4 protein-coding genes are annotated in these 6,259 nt (G+C 63.4%); 1 reads left to right on the top strand and 3 read right to left on the bottom strand.

All coding sequences use genetic code 11. From position 1 onward, the window contains the following. Positions 1-159: 159 nt before the first annotated feature. The gene (locus ACP5MM_RS05195; RefSeq protein ID WP_427931219.1) at positions 160-1,200 is read right to left on the bottom strand and encodes a cytochrome d ubiquinol oxidase subunit II; all 1,041 of its coding nucleotides are present in this window, start codon (positions 1,198-1,200) and stop codon (positions 160-162) included. A 72-nt stretch (positions 1,201-1,272) separates the two neighbouring features. Then, on the bottom strand, positions 1,273-2,730 hold the full coding sequence (locus tag ACP5MM_RS05190; RefSeq protein WP_427934214.1) for a cytochrome ubiquinol oxidase subunit I: 1,458 nt from the start codon (positions 2,728-2,730) through the stop codon (positions 1,273-1,275). A 297-nt stretch (positions 2,731-3,027) separates the two neighbouring features. Between ACP5MM_RS05190 and ACP5MM_RS05185 the strand changes: the two genes are divergently transcribed. Further along, a complete protein-coding gene (locus tag ACP5MM_RS05185; RefSeq protein ID WP_427931223.1) occupies positions 3,028-4,149 on the top strand; it encodes a 3-deoxy-7-phosphoheptulonate synthase in 1,122 nt (373 codons plus the stop codon). Positions 4,150-4,181: 32 nt separating this feature from the next. Here the strand turns inward: ACP5MM_RS05185 and metG are convergent, their stop codons facing one another. Next, positions 4,182-6,197, bottom strand: coding sequence for a methionine--tRNA ligase (gene metG / locus ACP5MM_RS05180; RefSeq protein WP_427931225.1), 2,016 nt, complete (start codon positions 6,195-6,197; stop codon positions 4,182-4,184). Positions 6,198-6,259 lie beyond the last annotated feature (62 nt).

The following is a 6,259-nucleotide window of genomic DNA, read 5'->3' as shown; positions in this document are numbered from 1 at the left end:
CTGAGCCCGCAGGGCGAGTTTTCGCCTGCCAGCGGGATGAGCCGTAGAACAACAGGCAAGGACCGCCGGAGCAAAAATCCCCGCCGCCGGCGGGCGGAGGCGCTATGAATAAAAAGAGGGCGCTTGCGCGCCCTCCCCATCCGCAGCGCCAACCGGCCCTCAATGGGCGCCGTAGGCCGCCTTTTTGCTGAGCCGGCCACGGAATACCCAGATCTGGTACCAGTTGTACATGATCATCACCGGGACGAAACCGGTCATGAAGAGGGTGAAGACCGCCAGGGAATTGGCCGGGTTGCCGGCGGCTTCGATGGTCCAGGTGCCGGGCACGATATAGGGGTACATGGTGGCCAGCATGGCCACCCAGCCCAGCACGACGATGCCCTCACCCCAGAGCAGGGCGGCAAAATCGCGGCGCAGGGAGTGATTGCTCATGGCCTTGAAGGCAAAGAAGAGCACCACCACCAGCCACCCCGCCCAGATCCACCAATGCGGTCCGGTCCACTTGGCGCTCGCCCAGGGGAAGATGGCATAGGACCATACCAAGGTAACGACAATGGCCGCCAGGGCCAGGTAGGAAAAGACCGTGGTCCAGCCGCGGGCGCGCTCATGGATGGGGTCACCATGCTCGAAGCGGGCGCAGAGGTAGAGGCCGCCGGCGAGGCTGGCGGCAATGGCGGCGGCGATGCCCACCCAGACCGTGAAGGGGGTGAGGAAGGTGAGGGCATTTCCGTCATAATGGGGGACGGGGCTGCCGCTCATGGGAAAGCCCTGCAGCGTGGCGCCCAGGGCCATGCCCGCAAAGAGGGGCGCGCCCAGGCTGCCCCAGGCAAAGGTCCGGCCCCAGAAGCGCTTGCTGCCCATGGCATGGACATGAAACTCGAAAGCCACGGCGCGGGCGATGATGGACCAGAGCGCCAGCATGAGGGGGAAAAGCAGGTAGTTGAAGGCCGAGCCATAGACCAGCGGGAAGGCGCCAAAGAGCACGCCGCCGGCCACCACGAGCCAGGTTTCATTGCCGTCCCAGAAGCCCGCCATGGATGCCATGACCGCGCCGCGCTCTTCCTCATCCCGGGAGAAGAGGGCAAAGATGCCGGCGCCGAGGTCGGCGCCATCGAGGGCGATGTAGAGCAGAAAAAAGAGGCCCAGCAGCAAGAACCACCAGGTGGAGAGTGTCGAGCCGATGCGAATGATGTTGTCCATAATGATTTCTCCGATGGGTAAGCGGCCGGGGGGCCATCCGCGGATGGACCTCCGGCACGCCGGGGGCGCTGCTTAACGCCCTTCTTTCAGCAAGGGTTTGGCGAAGGCCGGTTTGGCCATGCCGCCACCGGCGCGATCGCCGTGTTCGCCGTGTTCGCCGTGGAGCTCGGCCGAACTGGGGATGTCGTCCACGCCCTTGGCAATGACGCGGCTGAAGAAGTACCAGGCGCCGGCCCAAACCGCCAATTCAAAGACGATGTAGCCGGCAAACCAGATGATCTCCTGAGCCATGGACATCTTGCTCACGCCTTCGTAGGTACGCATCAGGCCATAGACCACCCAGGGCTGACGGCCCACTTCCCGGGTCCACCAGCCCGTCCAGATGGCCAGGTAGGGCAGAAAAGCGCTAAACACCAGCGCCTTGAGGAAGATGGGGCGCCTTTGCAGATCGCGGGCGGAGAACTTTCCCTGCAGCCGCAGCACCAGCGCCCACAGCGCCACCAGGAAGAGAAAGCTGCCAATGGCCACCATGACCCGGAAGCTGTAGAAGGGGATGAGGACGGGCGGACGGTCGTTCATGGGGAACTGGTCCATGCCCGTGACCACGCCGTTCCAGGTGTGGGTTTCCAGCAGGCTGAGCACATGGGGGATCTGAATGGAGAAGAGGTTTTCGCCCTTGGCGTCATCGGGGATAGCGATGAGGTTCCAGGCCGTGTTGGGCTGGCCGTTGGGCAGGTAGGTATGGAAATGCCCCTCCATCGCCGCCAGGGAGGTGGGTTGGGTCTCGGCCACGGAACGGCCGAGCCCGTCACCGAGATAGATCTGCAGCGGCGTAATGACGAGCAGGGCCAGCATGGTCGGTTTCAGGACCTTGGTGAAGAGTTCCGCGTTGCGGTTCTTGAGGATGAACCAGGCGCTCACGCCGGCGAAGATGAAGAGTGAGAGTTCAAAGGTGGCTACCCACATGTGCGGGAATCCCCACAGGGAGTTGTCGTTGAAAATGGCATTCCACCAGTTGGTGACTTGGAAGAGGCCGTCCTTGTATTCCACGCCGTTGGGGCTCTGCATCCAGGAGTTGGCCACCAGGATCCAGTAGGCCGAGAGGCTGGAGGCGACGGCGACGTTGAAGGTGGCAAAAAGATGCATGCCCTTGCTGATCTTGCCCCAGCCAAAGACCATGAGGCCAATGAAGCCCGCTTCATACATGAAGGCGGTGATGGTCTCGAAGCCGAGGATGTTGCCGAAAAAAGGGCCGACGGCCTGGGAGAATGGACCATAGAGGATGCCGAAGGCCATTTCCATGGTGACGCCGGTGGCGACGCCGGCACCGAAGTTGATGATGAAGATCTTCTCGAAGAAGCGGTTGAGCTTGTACCAGCGCTCATCCTTGCTGCGCAGCCAGGCGACTTCCAGGAAGAAGAGCAAAAAGGACATGCCGATGGTCATCGGCGTCCAGATGATATGCATCGTCGTGATCCAGGCGAAGTCGAGGCGACTCAGCAGGACGGGTAATGCATTTTCCATGATCATGATGGTGACTCCCCTGTTGAACTGCCCTTGAGGACTATTATTCCTGCACCAGCATGAGCAATCTTTGTGCCGTTCCGGCGGTGCCGGCCGCATTCATAAGAAACAGCAGCTTGGACGCAATAAATATATCGACATCCGCTTATATTGGGTGTATTCAACATTGTGAGCGGTTGATATGAACCGTAATGGTTGTTCTCAACCATCGCGGTGGGATGGAGGCCTTCGGCCCTGCCATTATCGGTACCCGCCAGCCGGTGCTACACTGGCAGAACGTCCGGATGGGATGGGGAACGATCAATGATATTGATTCTTGAGGCAGATCTTGGCGAGGAAGATCCGCGCTTCCGGCAGCTCATGGCCCGCTTGCAAGGCTTGCCGGGCATCCTCTCGCGGGTGCACCGGGAGCAGGGAAGCCGGCAGGTGCTCACGGAGGTCTATCTGGTGGGAGATACCCAGCGCTTGCTGGAGGCCGAGATGCAGACCTTGCCGGGGGTGGAGCGGGTGGTCCGGATTTCCCGCGAATACCGCATGCTCGGCCGCCACCAGAACGACCAGCGCGCGACGGGCTTCGACTACAACGGGGTGCGTTTCGGCCAGGACAGCCTGCAGGTCTTTGCCGGGCTCTGCGCCGTGGACACGCCGGAGCATGTGGAGCAGATGCTGCGCGCCCTGCACGACAACGGGCAGATCTGTACGCGCATGGGCGCCTACAAGCCGCGCACCAGTCCCTACGCCTTCCAAGGCCACGGCAAGGCCTGCCTGCCCTGGGTCTTCGATCTGGCGGGCCGCTACGGGATCCGCGTGGTCGCCATGGAGATCCTCCACGAATCCCATGTGGACGAGATCCGCGAGGCCCTCCACGCCACCGGCCATCCCACCGGGGTCATGCTGCAGATCGGCACCCGCAACACGCAAAACTTCGAGCTCCTGAAAGCCGTGGGCCGGCAGCAGGAGTTCCCGGTGCTCCTCAAGCGCGGCTTCGGCATCACCCTGGAAGAGTCCCTGAACGCCGCGGAGTATCTGGCCTCCGAGGGGAATACCCGGGTCATCTTCGGCTTGCGCGGCATGAAGAGCAACCTGGGTGATCCCCATCGCAACTTTGTCGACTTTGCCCAGGTGCCGGTGGTCAAGCGGCTCACGCGCATGCCCGTCTGCATCGATCCTTCCCACTCGGTGGGCTCTCGCGACGCCACGCCCGACGGCATCATGGACATTTTCCATGTGACCGCCCAGGGCGTGGTGGCGGGTGCCAACATGATCCTGGCGGATTTCCACCCCGATCCGGCCACGGCCCTGGTGGACGGACCCCAGGCCCTGCGCCTTCCTGAATTGCCCTGGTTTCTGGAGGACATCCGCCTGGCCCGGGAGACCTATGAACGCCGCCGGCAACTGGCCGCCGAACAGATCGGCCAGCCCTGAAGCCCGGCAGGGGATGGGCCGCTGCGCCCGTCCTACTTGACGCGCATGCCGGGCTGGGCGCCGGAGTCGGGCGCGAGGAGAAAGGGTCCTCCGGCGGGACCGCTGGCGGCCAGCACCATGCCTTCGGAAAGGCCGAAACGCATCTTGCGCGGGGCGAGATTGGCCACCATCACCGTCAGCCTGCCCACCAGGGATTCCGGTGGGTAGGCGCCCTTGATCCCGGCAAAGACGGTACGGGTCTCGTCGCCCAGATCGAGGGTGAGTTTGAGCAATTTGTCGGCGCCTGCCACTGCCTCGGCGGCGGCAATGCGCGCAATGCGCAGGTCCACCTTGGCGAAGTCCTCCATGGAGAGGGTGGGGGATGCCTCGCCGGGGGAGGCTGGAGCCGGCGTGGGGGGGGTCTGGGGGCTTTCTGTCGGGGTCTGGATCAAGGCGTCCACCTGGGTCTTTTCCATGCGCTGCAGGAGATGCTGATAGGGTTGAATGGGGTGATTCAGGAGCGGCTGATCCAGCCCCTCCCAATCATTCCGGGTTTGGAGAAAGGCCATGGCGTCGGCCGTCAGGCGCGGCAGGACCGGGCTGAGGAGGGTGACCAGCAGGCGAAAGCCGTTGAGTATGACCGTGCTGACACGGTGCAGGTCGGCATGGCGATGGGGCTCCTTGGCCAGCAGCCAGGGGGCGTTGCGATCCACGTAGGCGTTGATCTCGTCGGCCAGGGCCATGATCTCGCGCATGGCCCTGCCGTACTCGCGTTCGGCATAGGCCTGCCCGATCTCCCCCCGGCGCTGGCAGAGCCCTGCGTAGAAGTCCGCATCGCTCCCCAGGCCATCGGCCAAACGCCCGCCAAAATAGCGCTGGATGAAGCCTGCCGCCCGCGCGGCGAGGTTGACCACCTTGCCCACCAGATCGCTGTTGACCCGCTGCTGGAAGTCCTCCAGGTTGAGGTCGATGTCTTCCACATGGCTGTTGAGCTTGGCGGCGATGTAGTAGCGCAGGTATTCGGGGTTGAGGTGGGCCAGATACTGGCCGGCAGTGATGGAGGTCCCCCGGGACTTGCTCATCTTGGCGCCGTTGACGGTGAGGTGGCCGTGGGCAAAGACCCCGGTGGGCAGCCGGTAGCCTGCGCCCTTGAGCATGGCCGGCCAGAACAAGCCGTGGAAGTAGATGATGTCCTTGCCGATGAAGTGATAGACCTCGGTGCCCTGGGCGGCGGCACCCCAATAATCGGCAAAATCCCGCCCGTGAGCGGCGCACCATTTGCGGGTGGCCGCCATGTAGCCAGGCAGGGCGTCGAGCCAGACGTAGAAGAATTTGCCGGGTGCATCGGGGATCTCGATGCCGAAGTACGGCGCATCGCGGCTGATATCCCAGTCGCTCAATCCGGCGCCGAACCACTCGTCGAGCTTTTTGGCCACTTCTTCCTGGAGGACGCCGCTATGGATCCAGGACTGCAGGAAGGCCGTGAAGTCCGCCAGACGGAAGAAGTAGTGCTCGGAGTGGCGCCGTTCCGGCACCGCACCGGAAACGGCGGAAACGGGATTGATGAGATCCGTAGGGCTGTAGGTGGCGCCGCAGGCTTCGCAACTGTCGCCGTATTGATCCGCCGCGCCGCAGCGCGGGCAGGTGCCGCGGATGAAGCGATCGGGCAGGAAGATCCCGGCCACGGCGTCGTAGGCCTGTTCGATCTCCCGCACCCGGATGTGTCCGGCGGCCCGGAGCTTGCGGTAGATCTCCTGGGAGATCTCGACATTTTCCGGCGAATGGGTGCTGTAGTAGAGGTCGAAGCCGATCCCGAAACCCGTGAAGTCGCGCAGATGCTCGGCATGCATGCGGCCGATGAGGGCCTCGGGGGCGATGCCCTCGCTCTGGGCGCGGAGCATGATGGGCGTGCCATGGGCGTCGTCGGCGCAGACATACACGCAGTCATGGCCGCGCAGGCGATGATAGCGTACCCAGATGTCGGTCTGGACGTATTCGACCAGATGACCGAGGTGAATGGGCCCGTTGGCATAGGGCAGGGCGCTGGTTACCAGTAGGCGTCTTTTCATGGGAGGATAAAGTAACAGCAGGGCCAGGGGTCAGGCAATGCGGAGGAAGCCATGACCGGAGG

Source organism: Acidithiobacillus sp. (genome assembly GCF_049965315.1).
In the GTDB taxonomy this organism is placed as follows: domain Bacteria; phylum Pseudomonadota; class Gammaproteobacteria; order Acidithiobacillales; family Acidithiobacillaceae; genus Acidithiobacillus_B.
The sequence above is the reverse complement of the archived record's forward strand: the minus strand, read 5'-3'. Positions and strand labels throughout refer to the sequence as shown.

Excerpts from the sequence above, each read along its gene's own strand:
- ACP5MM_RS05190 (WP_427934214.1), bottom strand. The coding sequence starts at position 2,730 with ATGATCATGGAAAATGCATTACCCGTCCTGCTGAGTCGCCTCGACTTC.
- ACP5MM_RS05185 (WP_427931223.1), top strand. The coding sequence starts at position 3,028 with ATGATATTGATTCTTGAGGCAGATCTTGGCGAGGAAGATCCGCGCTTC.
- metG (WP_427931225.1), bottom strand. The coding sequence starts at position 6,197 with ATGAAAAGACGCCTACTGGTAACCAGCGCCCTGCCCTATGCCAACGGG.
- ACP5MM_RS05195 (WP_427931219.1), bottom strand. The coding sequence starts at position 1,200 with ATGGACAACATCATTCGCATCGGCTCGACACTCTCCACCTGGTGGTTC.